General features: G+C 69.7%; 15 protein-coding genes, 1 tRNA gene, 1 pseudogene and 1 riboswitch. Of the genes and pseudogenes, 12 read left to right on the forward strand and 5 right to left on the reverse strand.

Going from position 1 to position 18626, the window contains the following annotated elements:
- Window positions 1-4: 4 nt before the first annotated feature.
- From ABCR94_RS06090 to ABCR94_RS06130, 9 genes are all read left to right on the forward strand, one after another.
- Window positions 5-745 carry a phosphonatase-like hydrolase gene (locus tag ABCR94_RS06090; RefSeq protein ID WP_347118003.1) on the forward strand — a complete coding sequence of 247 codons (741 nt, stop codon included), beginning with the start codon at window positions 5-7 and terminating at the stop codon, window positions 743-745.
- Window positions 742-1794 (forward strand): ABC transporter ATP-binding protein, encoded by a 1053-nt coding sequence (locus ABCR94_RS06095; RefSeq protein ID WP_347118004.1) that lies wholly within the window; start codon window positions 742-744, stop codon window positions 1792-1794. The genes ABCR94_RS06090 and ABCR94_RS06095 overlap by 4 nt, the downstream gene beginning before the upstream one ends.
- A gap of 238 nt (window positions 1795-2032) precedes the next feature.
- Window positions 2033-2845, forward strand: a complete 813-nt coding sequence (locus ABCR94_RS06100; RefSeq protein ID WP_347118477.1) for a 2-aminoethylphosphonate ABC transporter permease subunit — start codon at window positions 2033-2035, stop codon at window positions 2843-2845.
- Window positions 2832-3629: an ABC transporter permease gene (locus tag ABCR94_RS06105; protein WP_347118005.1), complete on the forward strand. Its 798-nt coding sequence runs from the start codon at window positions 2832-2834 to the stop codon at window positions 3627-3629. Before ABCR94_RS06100 ends, ABCR94_RS06105 begins: the two co-directional genes overlap by 14 nt.
- 29 nt (window positions 3630-3658) lie before the next feature.
- The gene (locus ABCR94_RS06110) at window positions 3659-4720 is read left to right on the forward strand and encodes a 2-aminoethylphosphonate ABC transporter substrate-binding protein (protein ID WP_347118006.1); all 1062 of its coding nucleotides are present in this window, start codon (window positions 3659-3661) and stop codon (window positions 4718-4720) included.
- 160 nt (window positions 4721-4880) lie between these two features.
- Window positions 4881-6416, forward strand: coding sequence for an alkaline phosphatase family protein (locus ABCR94_RS06115; protein WP_347118007.1), 1536 nt, complete (start codon window positions 4881-4883; stop codon window positions 6414-6416).
- Between the two features lie 76 nt (window positions 6417-6492).
- On the forward strand, window positions 6493-7272 hold the full coding sequence (locus tag ABCR94_RS06120; RefSeq protein ID WP_347118009.1) for an HAD-IIA family hydrolase: 780 nt from the start codon (window positions 6493-6495) through the stop codon (window positions 7270-7272).
- A 137-nt stretch (window positions 7273-7409) separates the two neighbouring features.
- A complete protein-coding gene (locus tag ABCR94_RS06125; protein WP_347118010.1) occupies window positions 7410-7973 on the forward strand; it encodes a hypothetical protein in 564 nt (187 codons plus the stop codon).
- Between the two features lies 1 nt (window position 7974).
- On the forward strand, window positions 7975-8667 hold the full coding sequence (locus ABCR94_RS06130) for a class F sortase (RefSeq protein WP_347118011.1): 693 nt from the start codon (window positions 7975-7977) through the stop codon (window positions 8665-8667).
- Window positions 8668-8677: 10 nt separating this feature from the next.
- Here the strand turns inward: ABCR94_RS06130 and ABCR94_RS06135 are convergent, their stop codons facing one another.
- Both ABCR94_RS06135 and ABCR94_RS06140 read right to left on the reverse strand, forming a co-directional pair.
- Complete coding sequence (locus ABCR94_RS06135) at window positions 8678-9451, reverse strand: CbtA family protein (protein ID WP_347118012.1); 774 nt, start codon at window positions 9449-9451, stop codon at window positions 8678-8680.
- A 17-nt stretch (window positions 9452-9468) separates the two neighbouring features.
- On the reverse strand, window positions 9469-9687 hold the full coding sequence (locus tag ABCR94_RS06140) for a CbtB domain-containing protein (RefSeq protein WP_347118013.1): 219 nt from the start codon (window positions 9685-9687) through the stop codon (window positions 9469-9471).
- Window positions 9688-9720: 33 nt separating this feature from the next.
- Window positions 9721-9848: riboswitch (cobalamin riboswitch) on the reverse strand.
- 481 nt (window positions 9849-10329) lie between these two features.
- Here ABCR94_RS06140 and ABCR94_RS06145 point away from each other — a divergent pair.
- Window positions 10330-11355 carry a glycoside hydrolase family 6 protein gene (locus ABCR94_RS06145; protein ID WP_347118014.1) on the forward strand — a complete coding sequence of 342 codons (1026 nt, stop codon included), beginning with the start codon at window positions 10330-10332 and terminating at the stop codon, window positions 11353-11355.
- 97 nt (window positions 11356-11452) lie between these two features.
- Here the strand turns inward: ABCR94_RS06145 and glxA are convergent, their stop codons facing one another.
- From glxA to ABCR94_RS06160, 3 genes are all read right to left on the reverse strand, one after another.
- Window positions 11453-13387: a radical copper oxidase GlxA gene (gene glxA / locus ABCR94_RS06150; RefSeq protein ID WP_347118015.1), complete on the reverse strand. Its 1935-nt coding sequence runs from the start codon at window positions 13385-13387 to the stop codon at window positions 11453-11455.
- Window positions 13384-15315, reverse strand: coding sequence for a glycosyltransferase family 2 protein (locus ABCR94_RS06155; RefSeq protein WP_347118016.1), 1932 nt, complete (start codon window positions 15313-15315; stop codon window positions 13384-13386). The genes glxA and ABCR94_RS06155 overlap by 4 nt, the downstream gene beginning before the upstream one ends.
- A gap of 435 nt (window positions 15316-15750) precedes the next feature.
- A tRNA-Lys gene (locus tag ABCR94_RS06160) sits at window positions 15751-15824 on the reverse strand.
- 167 nt (window positions 15825-15991) lie between these two features.
- Between ABCR94_RS06160 and ABCR94_RS06165 the strand changes: the two genes are divergently transcribed.
- Together ABCR94_RS06165 and ABCR94_RS06170 are read left to right on the forward strand one after the other, a co-directional pair.
- On the forward strand, window positions 15992-17296 hold the full coding sequence (locus ABCR94_RS06165) for a peptidoglycan-binding protein (RefSeq protein WP_347118017.1): 1305 nt from the start codon (window positions 15992-15994) through the stop codon (window positions 17294-17296).
- 35 nt (window positions 17297-17331) lie between these two features.
- Window positions 17332-18603: pseudogene (locus ABCR94_RS06170) on the forward strand (SPFH domain-containing protein); the annotation flags it as partial.
- Window positions 18604-18626: the final 23 nt, after the last annotated feature.

Here is an 18626-nt window from a genome sequence, read left to right on the forward strand (position 1 = left end):
GAGCATGAATGAAGCGCACTCTACGAACCCGATCGACCCGATCGACCCGATCAACCCGATCAACCCGATCAAGCTCGTCGTCCTCGACATGGCAGGCACCACCGTCGCCGACGGCGGGCTGGTCGAGCAGGCCTTCTCCGCCGCCGCCCAGCGGCTCGGCGTCGAGCCGGGATCGGCCGACCACGCCGAGAAGCTCACCTACGTACGCGCCACCATGGGCGAGTCCAAGATCTCCGTCTTCCGGCACCTCTTCGGCGACGAGACGCTCGCCCAGCGGGCCAACACCGCCTTCGAGGAGGCGTACGGCGAGCTTGTCGGCGCCGGACACATCGCACCCCTGCCCGGCGCCCGCGAAGCCGTCGAGAAGCTGCGCGCCGACGGCCGCACCGTCGCCCTGAGCACCGGGTTCGCCCGCGTCACGCAGGACGCGATCCTCGCCGCGCTCGGCTGGCAGGACCTGGTCGAGCTGACGCTGTGCCCGGCCGACGCGGGGCGCGGGCGGCCGTACCCGGACATGGTGCTCGCCGCGTTCCTGCGGACCGGGGCGGCCGACGGGGTCCGGGAGATCGCGGTGGCCGGGGACACGTCGTACGACATGCTCAGCGGCGTACGCTCCGGCGCCGGCATCGTCGCCGGGGTGCTGACGGGTGCGCACGACCGCGACCAGCTGGTGGCGCACGGCGCGACCCATGTGCTCGGCTCCGTCGCCGAGTTGCCCGGGTTGTTGGCGCGGGAGGGCCGGTGACCAGCGGCATACGCTTCGACCGGGTGTCGGTCGCGTACGGCGCGAACACCGTCCTCGACTCCCTGGACCTGACGGTGGAGCCCGGCGAGGTGATGGCCCTGCTCGGCCCGTCCGGCTCGGGCAAGACCACCGCGCTGCGGGCCGTCGCCGGATTCGTCCGGCCCGTCTCCGGGCGGGTGTTCATCGGGGACCGCGATGTCACCGCTCTGCCGCCGCACCGGCGCGGCATCGGGATGGTCGTCCAGCAGTACGCGCTCTTCCCGCACTTGAGGGTCGACGACAACGTCGCTTTCGGGCTGAAGGCGCAGAAGGCGCCCAAGGCGGAGATCCCGGGGCGGGTCGCCGAGGCGCTGGACATGACCGGCATGGCGTCGTACGCCAAGCGCTATCCGCGCGAGCTGTCCGGCGGTCAGCAGCAGCGCGTCGCCATCGCCCGCGCGCTGGCCATCCGGCCCGGCGTGCTGCTGCTCGACGAGCCGCTCTCCGCGCTGGACGCACAGCTCAGATCCGGCATGCTGGCTGAACTGGCCCGACTGCACCGGGAGTTGCCCGAGGTCTCCATCCTGTACGTCACGCACGACCAGGTCGAGGCGCTGACCCTCGCGGACCGTATCGCCGTCATGGACAAGGCGCGGCTGCAGGACTGCGGGACCCCGCAGCAGCTGTACCGGCGCCCCACCACGGAGTTCACCGCGTCGTTCGTGGGCAACGCGAATCTGCTGCCGGTCACGGTCGGCTCGGGCAGCGTGCGCTTCGGCGGCCAGGACCTGTTGGTCGCCACCGACGAGGCCGCGCCGGGCGCCACGGCGACGCTGTGCGTCCGCCCGCACCTGGTCGGGCTCGGCGAGGGGCCGAACGCGCTACGGGGCACGATAACCGAGGTCCAGTGGCGCGGCGCCACGCACCGGCTGTACGTCGACGTGGCCGGCCACCGGCTGAAGGCGGACCTGCGGGAGCTGCGGGAGACGCCGGAGCTGGGCACCGAGGTCACGGTGCACTTCGCGTCCGAGGACGCGGTGCTGCTGGGGGCGGGGGTGTCCGGTGGCTAGCGCGGACGCGGTACGCGGGGGCGGGGGAGCGGTGCGCCCGGCCTCCGGCCCGCCCAAGCCATGCACCGACGGGTTCCGGCAGCCCGGCCCCGGTGAGCCCCGGCCCCGTACGGGCGAGCCGCGGCCCGGCACCGACGGGTCCCGGCAGCCCGGCCCGGCCAAGCCCGGCCCCGGTGAGCTCCGGCCCCGTACGGGCCGGCCCCCGCATCGCAGTCAATTCCCCCGCTGGGTATGGGCGTTGCCGCCCGTCGCCTTTCTCGCGCTCGTCTTCCTCTATCCCCTCGCCCTCGTCGTCCAGCAGTCCTTCACCCCGGACGAGGGCGGCACCTCCGTCGAGCCCTACGCCGAGGTCTTCGCATCCGAGGCGTTCCGCGAAGCGCTGGCCACGACCGTGTGGCTCGCCGTCGGGGCGACCGTGGGGTGCCTGGTCCTCGGGTTCGTACTCGCTCTCGTCATCGCCTTCGTGCCCTTCCCCGGCGGCAAGGCGGTCGCGAAGTTCATCGACGTCTTCCTGTCCTTCCCGTCCTTCCTCATCACCCTCGCCCTGCTGTTCATCTACGGCACCGTCGGAATGGCCAACGGCGCCTGGACCGACCTCACCGGCGCGGCCGAGGGGCCCTTCCACTTCCTGACCACGCCCTGGGGCGTCCTGCTCGCCGAGATCACCTACTTCACGCCCTTCGTGATGCGGCCCCTGCTCGCCGCGTTCTCGCAGCTCGACACCGCGCAGTTGGAGGTCGCCTCGTCGCTCGGCGCGCGGCCCGCCCGGATCATCCGCAAGGTGATACTCCCCGAGGCGCTGCCCGCCCTCGCCGCCGGCGGCAGCCTCGTACTCGTCATGTGCCTCAACGAGTTCGGCATCGTCCTGTTCACCGGCGCCAAGGGCGTGACGACGCTGCCGATGCTCGTGTACGGCAAGGCGATTCTCGAATCCGACTACCCGGCCGCCTGCGTCGTCGCCGTCGTCAACATCGCGATCTCCGTGGGCCTCTACGCCGTGTACAAGACCCTGACCCGGACCTCAGGAGGACGCCGCCGTGCTGGTGCATAGCCGAACGGGCAAGTGGGCGGCCTGGGTTCTGTTCCTCGTCCTCTTCCTCCCGATCTTCGCGCTGCCTCTCCTCGTCATCGTCGCGGCGTCGTTCTCCACGAACTGGTCCGGCGCCTTCCCCTCGGGCCCCACCGCCGAGCACTACGCGTCGGCCGTACGCGGAGACTCCCTCCAGGCGCTCACCACCAGCCTGGTCACCGCCGTCACCGCGAGCGTGCTCGCGCTGACCGTCGGCACCTGGGCCGCCCTCGCCGCCGCCGCGCTCAACAAGCGGGGCAAGCGGGTCCTGGACGCGCTGTTCATGCTGCCGGTGGCTGTGCCGTCCGTGGTCGTCGGTCTCGCGGTCCTCGTCGCGTTCTCGCAGCCGCCGATCCTGCTCAACGGCACCCGCTGGATCGTGATCCTCGCGCACACCGTTCTGGTCACGGCGTTCGCCCACCAGTCGGTCTCGGCCGCGATCCTGCGCCTCGACCCGATGTACGAGAACGCCGCCGCGTCCCTGGGCGCGCGCCCCTCGTACGTCCTGCGCAAGGTGAAGCTGCCGCTCCTGCTGCCGTCGCTCAACGCCGCCGCCGGGCTCTGCTTCGCCCTGTCCATGGGCGAGTTGAGCGCCACGATGATGCTCTACCCGCCGGACTGGATGCCGCTGCCCGTGCGGATCTTCACGGCCACCGACCGCGGTTCCCTCTTCACCGGCTCGGCAGTCGCCGTGGTCCTGATGGCCACGACGCTGCTGGTGCTGCTCGCCGTATCCCGTATCCGCACCAAAGCCTCTTACCGCTGAGTCTCTTCACGTCAGGAGTACGACACGTTATGCACCGCAACCTCAAGCCGATCGCCGCCGTCACCGGCAGCCTCGCTCTCGCCGCCTCCCTCACCGCGTGCGGCGGGTCCTCCGCCGCGTCCGACGAGAAGATCGTCACCGTCTACAGCGCCGACGGCCTCAAGGGCGAGAGCGGCGACGGCTGGTACGACCAGGTTTTCAAGGACTTCGAGAAGAAGACCGGCATCAAGGTGAAGTACGTGGAGGGCGGATCCGGCGAGATGGTGCAGCGCGCCGTCCGCGAGAAGTCCAACACCCAGGCCGACGTGATGGTCACCCTGCCGCCCTTCATCCAGCAGGCCGACGCGAAGGGCCTGCTCCAGGCGTACGAGCCCGAGGGTTCCGCGCAGGTCGGCGCCGGCAACAAGGCCGCCGACGGCAAGTGGACCTCGGTCGTCAACAACTACTTCGGTTTCATCCACAACAAGAAGGAGTTGAAGGACGGCGCCCCCAAGACCTGGGAGCAGCTCCTCGACCCCTCCTACAAGGACAAGCTCCAGTACTCTACGCCCGGCGTCGCGGGCGACGGCACCGCGGTCGTCATCAAGGCCATGCACGACTTCGGCGGCAAGGAGCCTGCGATGGCGTACCTGAAGAAGCTGCAGGCCAACAATGTCGGTCCGTCCTCCTCCACCTCCAAGCTCGCGCCCAAGGTCGACAAGGGCGAGATCCTGGTCGCCAACGGCGACGTACAGATGAACTTCGCGCAGTCCAAGTCCATGCCGAACCTGGGCATCTGGTTCCCGGCGAAGGACGGTTCGAAGCCCACCACGTTCGCGCTGCCGTACGCCGCCGGGCTGATCAACAAGGCCCCGCACACCGAGAACGGCAAGAAGCTCCTCGACTTCATGCTCACCGAGGGTGCGCAGCAGCAGGTCAGCGAAATCGGCGGCGGCTTCCCGGCGCGCACGGACATCAAGCCGACCGACGCCAACGCGACCGAACTGGCCAAGCTGATCAAGGGTGTTGAGATCTTCGAGCCGGACTGGAACGACGTCAGCGCCAACCTCGACGACTACGTCGATGCCTGGAAGTCCGCGACAGGCAGCTAAGGGGCGTCCGACCGGACGTCCCCAAGAGTTCACCGCCGCGGCGTATCCGTCGGAGATCTGTCGCGGAAGGATAACGAGTATGGACCAACGCCCCTGCACGTTCAGGGGCGTTGGCCGTGTACAGACCCTCGCCCATCGCCCCCCTGACGGAGGAATCCCGATGCCGCTCAACGGCATATCCCGACGCACCGTGCTCGCCGCCGGCGCTGCGACAGCCGCGATCGCCGCGACCGGTACCCTCGCGGCCCCCGCCCAGGCCGCCCCCACCCTGCCGAACGGCACCAGCACGGACAAGGTCCTGGTCATCGGAATGGACGGGCTGCGCCACGACAGAATCGACGCGGCGAGCGCGCCGCACCTCAAGTCGCTGATGACGAATGGGACGTTCGGCGTCTCGCTGCTGTACGCGCCCCCGATGGCGGCTACTTCCTCCGGCCCCGGCTGGTCCACGATCTCCACCGGTGTCTGGCCCGACAAGCACGGCGTGAAGGACAACTCCTTCGCCGGCAAGGACTACGCCAAGTACCCCGGCTTCCTGGCCCGTCTCGCGCAGGTGCGGCCCGGTCTGTCGACGTACGCCGCCCTCGACTGGAAGCCCCTGGACACGCAGGGCACCGTCACCCCCGGCGCCGACACCAAGCTTGTCCTCGACGGGGACGCGGACGGCTACACCGGCCACGACGCGACCATCGCCACCGAGACCGAGTCGATCCTGTGTCACCAGAACCCGGATGTCGTCTTCGCCTACTTCGGCAACACGGACATCGTGGCGCACAACTCCGGCACGGGCCAGAAGTACCTCGACGCCATCGCCGTACAGGACGGTTACGTCGGCCGGCTCCAGGCGGCCATCAAGGCCCGCCCCACCTACGCGGCCGAGCGCTGGACGGTGATCGTGGCCACCGACCACGGGCACGCCGACGCGGGCGGCCACGGCGGCAGCTCCATCGAGGAGCGGCGTACGTTCGTCCTCGCCCAGGGCCCCGGCATCGCGGCCGGCGCGCGCCCCACCGACACCCGGCTCGTCGATGTCGCCGCGACCGTCTTCCACCAGCTCGGGATCACCCCCGACCCGGCCTGGGGACTGGACGGCAAGCCCGTCCAGCAGCGCTCCACCGACCCCTTCGACAGCCTGCAGTCCTCCCTCGGGGCGAGGGTCGACGAGACCGGCATCCCGGCCGGGGTCCTCGGCTTCACCCACACCGCGCCCAGCGGCTGGTCCGTCATCAACAGCGCGATGGGCACCGGCGGCATGACGGAGTGGCGCGGCTGGGCGTTCGCCACCGACGAGTTCTGGAGCCGCACCCAACGGGACCAGTCCCGTGAGCTCAATGTCCGCTCCCGCGGAGTCTTCGCGGTCGCCGACTCCGACGAGTGGGCCGACCGGGCCACCTCGGGAACGTACGACTCGACGCTGGTCACCCCGGCGTACGGCGTCAGTGGCAAGGCGAAGGCGCGGCTCGACTTCACGACGCTGTACCGCCAGGAGGGCAGCCAGCGCGCCGAGGTGCTCGCCTCCTTCAACGGCGGGACGCCCGTCGTCGTCAAGAGCTACACGGCCGATGTCATCTCCCAGCCGCAGTCGCTGACCGTGGATGTCCCGTCCGGGGCCTCCAGCGTCAGTTTCCGCTTCCGCTACACCGGCTCCAACAACTGGTACTGGACCGTCGACGCGGTCAAGATCACAGCGCTCTGATTAAGGTGGGGGCGCACGGACGGTGTGGTCCGGGCGCCCCTTCTCAGCGTTATCGCGTACGGCAGGAGTCCGGCACATGGCAGAGCGCAAGCCGATCGAATCATGGCTCACCGACATGGACGGTGTTCTCATCCACGAGGGCACGCCCATCCCTGGCGCCGATGCCTTCATCAAGCGGCTGCGCGAGTCCGGCAGGCCGTTCCTGGTGCTCACCAACAACTCGATCTACACGGCCCGTGACCTGCACGCCAGGCTCGCCCGGATGGGCCTCGACGTGCCCGTCGAGAATATCTGGACCTCGGCGCTCGCCACCGCCCAGTTCCTGGACGACCAGCGGCCCGGCGGCACGGCGTACGTCATCGGTGAGGCCGGTCTGACGACCGCGCTGCACGACATCGGTTACGTCCTGACCGACCACGACCCGGATTACGTCGTCCTGGGTGAGACCCGTACGTACAGCTTCGAGGCCCTCACCAAGGCGATCCGGCTGATCAACGCCGGTGCGCGCTTCATCTGCACCAACCCGGACGAGACGGGCCCCAGCGCCGAGGGCCCGCTGCCCGCCACCGGCTCGGTCGCAGCGCTGATCACCAAGGCGACCGGCCGTGACCCGTACTTCGCGGGCAAGCCCAACCCGCTGATGATGCGTACGGGCCTCAACGCGATCGGCGCGCACTCCGAGACCAGCGCGATGATCGGCGACCGGATGGACACCGACGTGCTGGCCGGCCTGGAGGCGGGCATGGAGACCTTCCTGGTACTCACCGGCCTGACCGGGCCCGCCGACGTCGACCGCTACCCGTTCAGGCCCTCCACGATCGTCAACTCGATCGCGGACCTCGTCGAGCGGATCTGAGGCCCCGCACGACACCCCCGGGGCCCTCGCAGAGCACTCGCACGACACCTCAGGGGGCCCGTACGGCGCAGTGACGGGCCCCTGGGGATGCGGGAACGGCCGGGTCCGTGGATCTTCGGAGTACCAGGAGGTTCACGATGCGTTCAGCTCTGCTCGCTCTGCGTGCCGCAGGAGTGGCCGCCGTGCTGATGGCCGCCCCGGCCACCGCGGCGTACGCCCACGATTCCGTCTCGATCCAGGTCACCCCGTCGACCATCGCACCCGGCGGCGAGGTGGAGCTGCGCGTCTCGGACTGCAAGGGCACCACCGGCGTCGCCCGCTCCAGCGCCTTCAGCCGCGGGGAGACCAATCTCAACGGCAAGGACGGACGCGAGAACCCCCTCTACGGGGAGGCGAGGATCAACTCGTCGATCGGCGCCGGCACATACGAGATCAGCGTCGACTGCGACGGCCACAACCACAACAAGGTGGGTACCGTCACGGTCGTCCACCACCAGCCCACCCACCAGCCCACCCAGCACGCCACTCCCGTCTCTCCCGTGCACGCGGGCGGCGGCGGTACGGCGCAGCTCGCGTCGGAGACCGCCGAGGGCGACGGTCCCGGCACCCGGCACACCGTGATCGGCCTGGTGCTCGCGGGTGTGGCCGCGGTCGCCGTGGCGTTCCGCAGTGTCCGCCGCCGCCCCACGGACGCGGACTGACGTGTCCGCCGAGGACGCCCCCGCCGCGAGCCGTCCCGCAGGCTCCGGACGGCTGCTGACCGGGGTCGCGTGGGCGGTGCTGCTGCTCGGCCTGTCGCTGTGGGGGCGTGGGCTCACCGAAGGGTCCGGCGGCAGCTCCGCCCCGACCACCGGCGATGTGGCCGCGGTCGGCCGTCCGCTGGGGGTGCCGCTGCCTCCCGCGCACGAACCGCAGAAGGGCGTGCGCCCGCAGCGCGTCGACGTGCCCTCGATAGGTGTGACGGCGCCCGTCGTGGAGCGGGGTCTCGACGCGTCGGGCGCTGTCGACCCTCCGCCGTACGACTGGCCGGCCACCGTCGGCTGGTACGGCAACGGCACCCGGCCGGGGGCGGCGGGCGTGGCCCTGCTCGTCGGCCATGTCGACACCGAGAGCAAACCGGCCGTCTTCTACGGCCTGAGCGCCACCCGCCCCGGCGAGCGGATCCGGGTGACGGGCGCGGACGGCTCGGACCTGGAGTTCACCGTCGACGACGTTCAGGTCTTCACCCGAGAACGCTTCGACCCCCAGAAGGTGTACGGCCCCCGCGAGAGCGACCGGGCGGAGCTGCGCCTGATCACCTGCGGGGGCACGTACGACAAGAAGGCCCGCACCTACACCGCGAATGTGGTGGTGTCGGCCTACCTGACGGGGACGGGAAGCTCCGGTCGGAGCTGACCGGTCCCCGTTACGCCGTCACTCCCACGGCCGGCACGGTCGCAGCAGGCGCGCTGCGGGCCGCCGCGCGCAGACCGAGCGCGCCGAACACTCCGGCGAACACCGCCCACAGCAGCGCGTGCGAGCCCAGCGAAAGCACCCGGAAGTCCCACAGCAGTGTCGCCGCCACCGGAACCTCGTCCGGGTTGCCCGGCAGTGCGAAGAGGACCGCCAGGGTCGCGACCGCGGTGACGGCCACCGCGACCTGGCGCACCGGCACCGACCGGTCGGCGAGGCGTACGTACACCTGCCAGGCCAGCAGCATGCCGAGGATGCCGATCACGACGGCGGCCAGCCACAGCGACTGGCGGTCGGTGACCGTGCCGGAGTCGCCGACGCCCGGCGGGTTGGCCGGGTAGCGCAGACCGGGCAGCAGGGACACGGCCACGAAGGCCGCCGAGCAGAAGACCAGGGCGCGCGACCAGGGGCGGTCGCCCGGGGCGGTGCGCCGGTGGACCAGTGCGTAGGCGACGGCGAAGAGCACGCCGAGCGCGAGACCGGCGACCACCGCGGTGACCACCAGGCCAAAGTGCTGGGTGGAGCGGGAGAACAGCTCCTCGTGGTGCTGGACGGCCGTACCGGCCGCGTCGTGCGCGTGCTCCTTGGCGGAGCGTGCCTCTTCGAGACGTATCGCGCGGTCCATCAGCGGCTCGGCCAGGAGCAGCGAGAAGAGGCCGGTGGCAAGACCGGCCACCCCGCCCGCCGCGAGGGAGCGTCCGAGCAGGGGGAGTACAGGTGTGGACATGGTGCGTACGGCCCCGATCAGTGGCAAGGGGCACCGAAGAGGTGCCGGCCGTCGTGCGAGAACTCGTGCAGATAGTCGCCGGTCGCGGAGACAACGGTCCCGTTGTCCATGAAGACCGCGTAGAGCGCGACCAGGGCGATGATCGCCGCGGCGGCCAGGATCAGCCAGTCGCGGGTGCTGGTCGCGGCGGACGCTGCCGCTGCGGTGTCGGTGTGCGGCGCGGTGTGCGAAGACATACCGGTGAACCTCCTTCTGGGGTTTCCACGCCCCATGGCAGGAGAACGACGGGTCAGTTCCTGGCTTCCGTACGGGCGCAGAGCTTGCTCGTACGGTCACAGTGGCGGGACCGCCCCGGAATCGCACCGGGTTCCTGTCCACCGTCGTCTCGATGTGTGGAGTTGTCATCGGGAGAGTCCCAGTCCTGGCCGGACACTGTCAACAGGGCCTGTGCGTGGCGAAACCGACGGGCACCGGGCGTAGGCCGGCTACCTGGCCCGGTCGGCGGCCCGCTCCCCCCGGAGCCGCCGACCGGGCTGGTCCTCGACCGCCGGTGCACGGACTGCGGGAGAAGTCCGGCGCCGATGCGGGAGGTGCAGATGTGTCGGGGGAGACTGGGGCCGGGGGCTCGGGCCTGTGCTTGCCACTGTAGAACGGACAAGCGGATGTTCCTAGGGGCACTTTGATGCCAAGTCATCGCATTGTCGCCCACGGTGCACCCTTTGTTACGCGGTATGTGCGTACGCGCCGTAACAGCTCACCCACGAAGAGCAGAGGGCCCCTGGCGCTGGGCAGGGGTGTGTCAGGATGGTTTGGACCGGTTGTGTCCGGGGAGGCGCCGGGGGGTCCTTACACATTTCAGGTGCACCAAGGGGGAGTGGATGTACGGCAGTTACAGCGGCCGTCGGCGTGTGGGTGTCCGGATGGCCGCGATGGCGGCGGCGGGGACCGCGCTGCTGTTGACGGGCTGTTCCTCGTCGGACGGTGACGGCGGGGCGCAGCAGGAACCGGTGAAGCAGCAGCCCAAGGGCAGCGATCCGTACTGGGTCAATCCGGAGGGAAACGCCGCCAAGCAGGTCTCCACGTATGCCAAGGGCGGCGACGACGACAAGGCCGAGCTGATCAGGAAGATCGCCGAGCAGCCCGTCGGCGAGTGGATCGGGCCGGAGAACGCAGAGGCGGAGGCCAAGGGCTTCACCGAGGCGGCGGCCAAGGCCGACCGGGACGCGCTGCTGGTCCTCTACAACATCCCGCACCGCGACTGCGGGCAGTTCTCCAAGGGCGGCGCCGCCGACGGCAACGCCTATCGCGGCTGGGTCGACCAGGTGGCCAAGGGCATCGGTGACCGCCGCGCCACCGTGATCCTGGAGCCGGACGCGCTGCTGCACCTCGTGGACGGCTGCACGCCCCAGGAGTTCCACGAGGAGCGCTTCGACCTGCTCAAGGGCGCTGTCGAGCGGCTGAAGCAGCAGCCCGCGACCAAGGTGTACCTGGACGCGGGCAACGCGGGATGGCAGTCGCCGGACGCGCTCTTCGATCCGCTCCAGCGGGCGGGTATAGGGCAGGCCGACGGGTTCTCGGTGAACGTCTCCAACTTCCAGACCACGACGACGAGCGCGGACTTCGGCAAGAAGCTCTCGCAGAAGATCGGCAACAAGCCCTTTGTGATCGACACCAGCCGCAATGGCAACGGGCCGTACACCAAGGGTGATCCCAAGGAGAACTGGTGCAACCCGCCCGGCCGCGCGCTCGGTGAGCCGCCGACGACCAAGACGGGTGACGAGCTGATCGACGCCTATCTTTGGGTGAAGCGCCCCGGCGAGTCGGACGGCGACTGCAAGGGTGGCCCGACGGCGGGCAAGTGGTACCCGCAGTACGCGCTAGAACTGGCCCGCAATACGAAGTAGCGGTCCGTGTACACAGCGAGTGGGGGGCGCCCGGCCGGGCGCCCCCCACTCGCTGTCTCAGCCGGTCACGGGGTCATGGGGACATGGGGTCACCGGGCTACGGGACCTCGATCCAGGTGCCCTTGGACGGCGTGCCCTGGTCGTCCGTCACGAACAGCATGTAGTAGCCGGACGGCACCAGCGCCCGGTTCTTCGGCACGGTGACCGAGATGCCGTCCTTCGTCTTCTTCAGGTCCAGCGCGACGGTCCGCTGGTCGGTGTCGGTGACATGGGTGACCGCGCTCGGCCGCATCAGCTTGGCGTCCTTGATGGCCGTGGCGTGCGCTGACTTGAACGTCGCCGTTCCGCCGCGCTTCACGCTCTTGGGCCCACCGGTGAGCGCCGGCCGCGCGTCCCTGAACATGTACGGCGGGGTGTAGATCTCGACGCGCTGCTCGAAGACGCCGGGCCTGGTGTTGGCCTTGTCGGAGTACAGCGAGTCGGAGCCGAAGATCATGACGCGTCCGTCGGGCAGCAGCAGCGAGCCCGAGTGGTAGTTGCGGCCCACCGCCGGGTCGGCCACCTTGCGGTACTTGTCGGTCTTGGGGTCGTACATCCGGGCTTCCAGCACGTCGGAGCCGCCGCGGCCCCGGTAGTCGTGCGAGCCGCCGGTGACCAGGACGCTGTCGTCGGGCAGCAGCGAGGCGCTCGGGTAGCGGGTGCCCTCGGCGAGTGAATCGCCGTCCTTGAAGCGCGGGTTGGGCTTCTTCAGGTCGACCAGCCGGGACTTCTCGCTGGACTTCTCGGACTCGCCGACCCCGCCGCCGCCGATGACCATGTACTTCTCGTCCTGGGCGGGAGGCAGCCGTACGGTGGCCGAGGTCTCCAACCTGTCCGGGTCGCTCAGGCCGGGGATCTTCTTGAACTTATTGGTCGCCAGGTCCCACACACCGGGCTCACGGCCCTCGTCGGCGGGTCCGTAGCCGGCGTTGGAGCCCGAGTAGAAGAGCTTGCCGTTGTTCATCAGGAAGATCGCCGGGTATGTCGGGAACTTCCGGATGACGCCGGTGTACTCCCACTTCTTGGTCTCGGGGTCGTAGACCTCGTCCTTGCCGGGGACGATCTGCCCGATCTCGTCCAGGCCGGACAGCGAGAGGACCTTGCCGTCCTTGAGGGTGGTCAGCGTCGGGTACCAGCGGGCCTCGTTCATCGGGTCGACGGTGATGTACTTCTCCGCGACCGGATCGAACTCGTAGGACTCCTTGATGCCCTGGAAGTCCTTTTTGTCGAGCGCGAGCTTCTGGGCGATGCCATAGACGTTCTTGGCGTCGGTGCCCTTGAGGCCATGGATCCGGTAGTTGTCCTCGGTGCCCGACTCGAACTTCTTGCCCGACGCCCTGGCCTCGACATAGATCCGGCCGAGCCCCGCCTCCGTACGCAGGAACCTGCCGGTCTGCTTGTCGAAGATCTTCTTGGCCTTCTCCACCAGGACCGGGTCCTTGGAGACGTACGTCTTCCCGTTCTTCTTGCCCGTGAAGATCGTGCCCGCGGGCAGCGTCTTGGGGGCGTCCGGGTCCTCGTTGTGGATGACCATCAGGCCGCCGGCCTTGGAGACATCGCCCTGGAGCTTCTCGTATCGCTTGGTGCCGCCCGCCACCAGGAGCTTGCCGTCGGGCAGTTGGGTGTGCCCGGCGCAGAACATGTCCTTGGGGGTGGGGATCATCTTGTACTTGTTGGTCCCGGGGTCCCACAGCACCGACTCGAACTTCTTGGCGTCGAAGTTCTTCTGGTTGTTGCCCGAGCCCGCGATCAGCAGCACCTTGCCGGTGTGCAGCAGGGCGGCATGGATCGTATTGATCCTGAACTCGGCGGGGATGTCCAGGAAGTCCCAGTGACCGTTGTCGGCCTTGTACTCGGGCCTGTTGATCTTGTAGTCGTGGTACTGGTCGGAGCCGAAGCGGTAGAGCGCGGGCCCGTTCATCCCCGCCAGAGCAACCACCACCGCCGCACCGATCGCCAGGCGACGGGTGCGGCGGCTCGGTCGGTAGTTCATTTCTTACGTCCCCCAAGGGCGATCTGTATGGTCTGGTCGTTCGCTGCCCAACTGGGCTTGTGCTGCGGCGGGTGGGCCTCCGGCGGGGGGCTGGCCGGGGGCTGTGTGGAGGGCGGTGGCGCGTCGCGCCTGCGCTTCTTCTCCTGGCGCATGCCGAGGCGCCAGGCGATGATCGGCGCCGCGGTGATCAGCAGCGCCAGCGTGGCCCACGTGATCATCGCGGGGTGGTTGTGCCCGAAGTAGAAGGAGGAGCCGAGCGACCCGCCGAAGATCAGGATGAAGAACAGATGGATGCGGAAGGTGCCGAACAGCGTGTCCGGGCTGGACGAGTCGCCCTTGGGCGTCACGACGAAGCTGGACTTGCGGCGCAGTGCCGCGTCGAACAGCGAGCGCGCGTAGATCGGCGCGGAGAGCGCGGACATCGCCATGCCGGCCAGGCCGCCGGAGCCCTCGGGTTCGTGCGGCGAGACATTGTGGCGGCGGTTCCAGATGTAGAGGCCGATCTGGAGCGCCGAGGCATTGCCGTAGAGCATCATCCAGATCGCCGGGTCGATCTGCACACCCGATGCGCCCATGCCCAGGAACAGGGCGCAGCTGAGCGCCGCGAGGATCCAGTTCATGGCGGACATCGGGTAGAAGATGATCATCATCGTGTAGTTGAAGAGCTTGCCCGGCGGGAGCGTGCCGAAGCCTCTCCAGTACTGCTTGATGATCGTCTCGTATGTGCCTCGCGACCAGCGCAGCTGCTGGGTGAAGAAGTCGGTCCAGGCGGTCGGGCCCTCGCCGACGGCCAGGACGTCCGGGGTGTAGACCGAGCGCCACTTGTTGCCCGTCGCCGGGTTCGTGGCGCGGTGGATCTCGAAGCCCGTCGCCATGTCCTCGGTGATCGAGTCGTACAGGCCGCCGATCTGCTTGAGCGTCCTGATGCGCACGGCGTTGCTGGTGCCGACGAACATCGGGGCGCCGTAGCGGTTGCCCGCGCGCTGGATCAGGGCGTGGAAGAGGAACTGCTGTGACTCGGCGGCCTTGGTCACGAAGGTGTCGTAGTTGCCGTAGACCTGCGGGCCGATGACGAAACCGATGTCCGGGTCGCGGAAGTAGCCGAGCATCCGCTCCAGGTAGTTCGGCAGGGGCACGTGGTCGGTGTCCACCGAGGCGAAGATGTCGTAGTTGTCACCGTGGGCGTCGAGCCAGGCGTTGTAGTTGCCGTGCTTGGTCTTGGCGCGGTGCGGGCCCTTGGGCTGGTTCCACCTCGCGACGCCCTTGCGGGAGAAGTGGTGCACCCCGAGGCGCGCGCAGACGTCCTTGACGGCGGGGTCGTCGCCCTCGTCGAGCAGCCAGACATGCATCAGCCCGCGGTGCCGGATCCTGACCGCGGCCTCCAGCGTCTTCGTCACCATCTCCAACGGCTCCTTGCCGGGCACGAAGGAGGTGAGGAAGGCGACCTTGGTGCCGGACTCGGGCACCACGGGAACGGGGTCGCGGGCGACCAGGGTCGCGTGTGCGTTCGACAGGACATTCATCGTGCGGAAGAGCTCGATCAGACCGATCGAGACCAGCATGACGATGTCGAGGATCAGCAGCGTGTCGTTCTTCAGGTTGGGGTCGCGCTCGGTCCAGTGCGCCGGCTGCATCAGCCAGACGAAGAGTCCCAGCGAGAGCAGCGGCGCCGCGCCCAGGAGCAGGGCGGCGCGGATGCGGTGCGGCTCCTGGGAGAGCAGCGAGCGGTACTGGACCTTGTACGGCTTGGTCGGGTCCGGCTGGGTCAGTGGACCCGCGAGCCTGCTGTAGTGCTCGTAGTCGTATCGCGGCAGCGCCTTCGTGGCACGCGTGCGTGACCCTGAGGGCTTGAGCTGCGGGGGTATCCGAAGCTGAGCCGTCCGGGAAGGGTCGTTGTTGTGCCGGGCGCCGGATGGCGTCGCCGTCATGAGTCATCCCCCCGCACGCATGGTGGCTGCGTGTTTCGTCGTCGCTTCGCCCGACGCTGGTCCCCCTCGACCAACTCGGACGCGTGATTGGCCTGCCGTTATCCCTACAGACATAGGACGACAACCTTCCGGTTGCATGATGCCCGTCTCTACATCTGTTCATCAAAGGGGCCCCCACCCCTGTGTACTGACAGCCCCCCGTGGCACCCCAAGTGCACCGGCCGAGTCCTCAACCACTCGAACCGCGCGCCTCATTGGAGCCATTGGCTTCAGGATAGGGTCCCCGACCCCTGCTGTGATCGCAAGGGTAATACAAGCTGTTTACCGGTCAAACGAGAGCTTTGGGACCGGTCTGTGACCTGGTTCGTATGTGCTCGCAGTGGCCGGAAACGACTGGAGCCCCCTCACGCGAGGTGAGAGGGCTCCAGTGCCGCGTGCGCCGTCAGGGACTCGAACCCCGGACCCGCTGATTAAGAGTCAGCTGCTCTAACCAACTGAGCTAACGGCGCGTACCGACCTGCGGAACTTTACCCGAAGGGAGGCGATGCCCCGAACCAGCCGCGCCGTTTATGTCCTTTTAATTATCATTCGGACCGTCAACATGCGTTTTGCCCCGACAGTTGAAACACTTACGTCCGTGCACATGTGCAGGAATGACCCACGGGAGGGCAACCGTATGCAGACGCCGGTCTTCGAGGAGTACGAACCCGCTGGCGACTGCGGCTGTGCGGGGTGCGCCCAGCAGCGCCGCGCAGCGGCCCTCGGCCTGCCGGTCGGCGAGGGCGGACACCCGGCCGCCCACGGCGCCCGCCGCGCCCTGGTGCTCGCCACCGCGGCGGGCGTGGTTCTCGGCGGCGGCGGCGGAGCGGGCGCTGCGCACGCCACGGCCCCCGGGCACGCCCCCGCCCGTACGGACGCCGATCACGACCCGGTCGGTCCGCAGGGCGGGTCGGGCCCGCTGCACGGCAGCCCGTCCCGGCCCGTGCTGCCGGTCGCCCCGCCCAAGCTGAAGGCCGTCACGCGGGCCGACATCATCAACCGGGCCAAGCGGTGGGTGAGCGCGCAGGTCCCGTACAGCATGGAGAAGTACTGGTCCGACGGATACCGGCAGGACTGCTCGGGCTTCGTCTCGATAGCCTGGAACCTCGGCGGCAACGAGTGGACAGGAAGCCTGGCCCAGTTCGGGACGCGGATGACTCGCGAGGAGCTCGAACCCGGCGACATGCTGCTGTTCCACAATCCGGCCGACCCCAACAAGGGCTCGCACGTCACGATCTTCGGCGGCTGGACCGACTACACGCACACCTACTACACGGCGTACGAGCAGGCCAGGCCGCACACCCGCAAACAGGCCACGCCGTACGCGTACTGGCATAACTCCTCGCGCTACATCGCGTACCGCTACAAGGGCCTGTCGGCCGGCTCGGGCGGCGCGTCGAGTTCCACCTCCTACCCGGGCGCGCAGTCCTTCGGGCCCGGCGCGAACAACAAGCACGTCACGCGCCTGGGCCAACTGCTCTCCGAGCGGGGCGCCGCGCGCTACTACAAGCAGGGTCCCGGGCCGCGCTGGGGCGAGGCGGACCGCGGCGCCACCGCCGCGTTCCAGCGCGCGCAGGGCTGGCGCGGCCAGGAGGCGAACGGGCTGCCGGGGCCGCGGACCTGGGGTCTGCTGGTCAGTGGCGAGGGCCGGGACATCCCGAAGCCGGGCGGCGGTACTGCGCCCGCGCCCGCGCCGACGGCCGGGGCGGCCTTTCCCGGCATGGGGTACTTCAAGCCGGGCCAGTCGAACGTATACGTCGAGAAGCTCGGCAAGCAGTTGGTGAAGAAGGGCTTCGCCAAGCACTACGGGTCGGGCCCCGGACCGCGCTGGACCGAGGCGGACCGGCGCAATGTCGAGGCGTTCCAGCGCGCCCAGGGCTGGCGGGGCGCGGCGGCCGACGGCTACCCCGGACCCCAGACCTGGAAGCGGCTCTTCGCATGACGGAGGCAAGGATGAGACCGACCACTTCTACGCAGCAGCCGGACGAGCCTTCGGCCTCGACCCCGGCCTCGGACCGGGCCCCGGCCCCGGAGACGGACGCGCGGGACGAGCGGGACGAGCGGGGCGTGCGGGGCGTGCGGGACGAGCGGGGGATGCCGAGTGCCCAGGGTGAGGCCGCGCGCCGGGCGCCCGTGATCCGGAACGAGGCCACCACCGAGATCCCGGTGCACCTGCTCTTCCGCGACGACACCGGCCCCACCGCCGTGACCCTGCCGCCCGGTGGCGCGGCGGCGGGCCGCGGCCCCGGCGCCGGGGACCAGCCGCGCACCGTGCGCCGCGCCACCGCCGCGCCCCGGCGCCCCGGGCCCGCCCCCGTACCCGCCCGTTCCGTGCGGCCGGCCGCACCCGCCGACCCCGGACTTTCCGAGCGGCCCGGCGCCGCGCTGCCCGGGTGGGGCGCGGTCCTCGTGGGGACGGCCGCTCTCGCGGCGGGCGCGGCGGTGGTGTGGTGGACGGGGGTCGTGCCGCCGCCGGCCGCCGTACTCTTCGGGCTGCCGGTGCGCCCGTACAACGGGATCGTGCTCGGCATCTGGGCGGTGCTCGCCGCCCTGGTGGTCGTCGTGGTCTTCGCCTTCGGCGGCCTGGGCCGCGGGCGCGTCGGGTACGCCTGGGTGCTGTCGCTGTTCGGCGACTACCGGGGGACCGTGCGGCGCAGCGGCCTGGTCTGGGTGAGCCCGCTGCTGCTGCGCCGCCGGATCGACGTACGGCTGCGGCACTGGCGCAGCGAGCCGATGCCGTCCGTGGACGCGAACGGGGTCGCGCTGCGGGTCGTGGTGCTCGTGGTGTGGCGGATCAGGGACACGGCGCGGGCGATGCTCGCCGTCGAGGACCACACGACGTATCTGCGCGAACAGGTGGAGGCGGCGATGGCCCGGGTGCTCTCGCAGCTGCCCGCCGACGCCTTCCACAACGACATGCCGACCCTGCGCGACGCGGAGGCAGTCGGCGACGCGCTGACCAGGATGCTGGCGGCGGAGGCGGCGCCGGTGGGCATCGATGTCTTCTCCGCGCAGCCGACGCGGATCGAGTACGCCCCCGAGGTCGCCGCCGCGATGCAGCGCAGGCGGGTCGAGGCGCTCGACGCGCAGCACCGGGACAGTGTGCTGACGTCGGTGGTGGACGCGGTCGACGACACGGTGACGCGGCTGACCTCGCGCGGACTCGTCGAGCTGGACGACTACGAGCGCAAAGCCCTCGTGAAGGATCTGACGGTCGCCTTCTATACGGGGCGCGCGGAAGGTTCGTGAACGCATCTGTTATGGGACTGGAC

It is taken from the genome of Streptomyces changchenzhani, from assembly GCF_039766235.1.
Taxonomy (GTDB): Bacteria; Actinomycetota; Actinomycetes; order Streptomycetales; family Streptomycetaceae; genus Streptomyces.

Excerpts from the sequence above, each read along its gene's own strand:
- ABCR94_RS06090 (WP_347118003.1), top strand. The coding sequence starts at position 5 with ATGAATGAAGCGCACTCTACGAACCCGATCGACCCGATCGACCCGATC.
- ABCR94_RS06110 (WP_347118006.1), top strand. The coding sequence starts at position 3,659 with ATGCACCGCAACCTCAAGCCGATCGCCGCCGTCACCGGCAGCCTCGCT.
- ABCR94_RS06115 (WP_347118007.1), top strand. The coding sequence starts at position 4,881 with ATGCCGCTCAACGGCATATCCCGACGCACCGTGCTCGCCGCCGGCGCT.
- ABCR94_RS06120 (WP_347118009.1), top strand. The coding sequence starts at position 6,493 with ATGGCAGAGCGCAAGCCGATCGAATCATGGCTCACCGACATGGACGGT.
- ABCR94_RS06125 (WP_347118010.1), top strand. The coding sequence starts at position 7,410 with ATGCGTTCAGCTCTGCTCGCTCTGCGTGCCGCAGGAGTGGCCGCCGTG.
- ABCR94_RS06135 (WP_347118012.1), bottom strand. The coding sequence starts at position 9,451 with ATGTCCACACCTGTACTCCCCCTGCTCGGACGCTCCCTCGCGGCGGGC.
- ABCR94_RS06140 (WP_347118013.1), bottom strand. The coding sequence starts at position 9,687 with ATGTCTTCGCACACCGCGCCGCACACCGACACCGCAGCGGCAGCGTCC.
- ABCR94_RS06145 (WP_347118014.1), top strand. The coding sequence starts at position 10,330 with ATGTACGGCAGTTACAGCGGCCGTCGGCGTGTGGGTGTCCGGATGGCC.
- glxA (WP_347118015.1), bottom strand. The coding sequence starts at position 13,387 with ATGAACTACCGACCGAGCCGCCGCACCCGTCGCCTGGCGATCGGTGCG.
- ABCR94_RS06155 (WP_347118016.1), bottom strand. The coding sequence starts at position 15,315 with ATGACGGCGACGCCATCCGGCGCCCGGCACAACAACGACCCTTCCCGG.
- ABCR94_RS06165 (WP_347118017.1), top strand. The coding sequence starts at position 15,992 with ATGCAGACGCCGGTCTTCGAGGAGTACGAACCCGCTGGCGACTGCGGC.